Raw genomic sequence first — 719 nt, forward strand, 5'->3', positions numbered from 1 at the left:
CATAATTTAATTTTATGCAACGCGACGAACAAATTTTTGAACTTATTGAAGCTGAAAAAGAGCGTCAATTACATGGTATTGAACTTATAGCATCAGAGAATTTTGTAAGCAACCAAGTAATGGAAGCTGCAGGCTCTGTTTTAACCAATAAATATGCTGAAGGCTACCCAGGAAAACGCTACTATGGTGGTTGTGAAGTAGTTGATGAAGTAGAACAAATAGCTATTGATAGAGCAAAAGAATTATTTGGCGCAGCGTATGCAAATGTTCAACCACACTCTGGAAGTCAGGCAAACACTGCTGTTTTTGCAGCATGCATAAAACCAGGCGATAAAATTTTAGGTTTTGATTTATCACATGGTGGGCATTTAACCCACGGATCGCCAGTAAACTTTTCAGGAAAATTATACGACCCTGTTTTTTATGGTGTTGAAGAAGAAACAGGTGTTTTAAACTATGATAAAATTCAAGAAATAGCTACTAAAGAGCAGCCAAAATTAATTATTGCAGGAGCATCAGCATACTCACGTGATATTGATTTTAAGCGTTTTAGAGTTATTGCAGATAGTGTTGGTGCTATTTTAATGGCCGATATATCGCATCCTGCAGGTTTAATTGCTAAAGGTATTTTAAATGATCCTATACCACATTGCCACATTGTAACAACAACTACGCACAAAACTTTAAGAGGCCCAAGAGGTGGTTTAATATTAATGGGA

The 719-nt window shown here is 36.3% G+C and carries 1 protein-coding gene; it reads left to right on the forward strand.

What is annotated here, in order from left to right; genetic code table 11:
- Nucleotides 1-14: 14 nt before the first annotated feature.
- Nucleotides 15-719: serine hydroxymethyltransferase (locus tag FUA24_RS10920; RefSeq protein ID WP_148542219.1), on the forward strand; the 705-nt coding region annotated here is incomplete at its 3' end.

This window comes from Seonamhaeicola marinus, assembly GCF_008085455.1.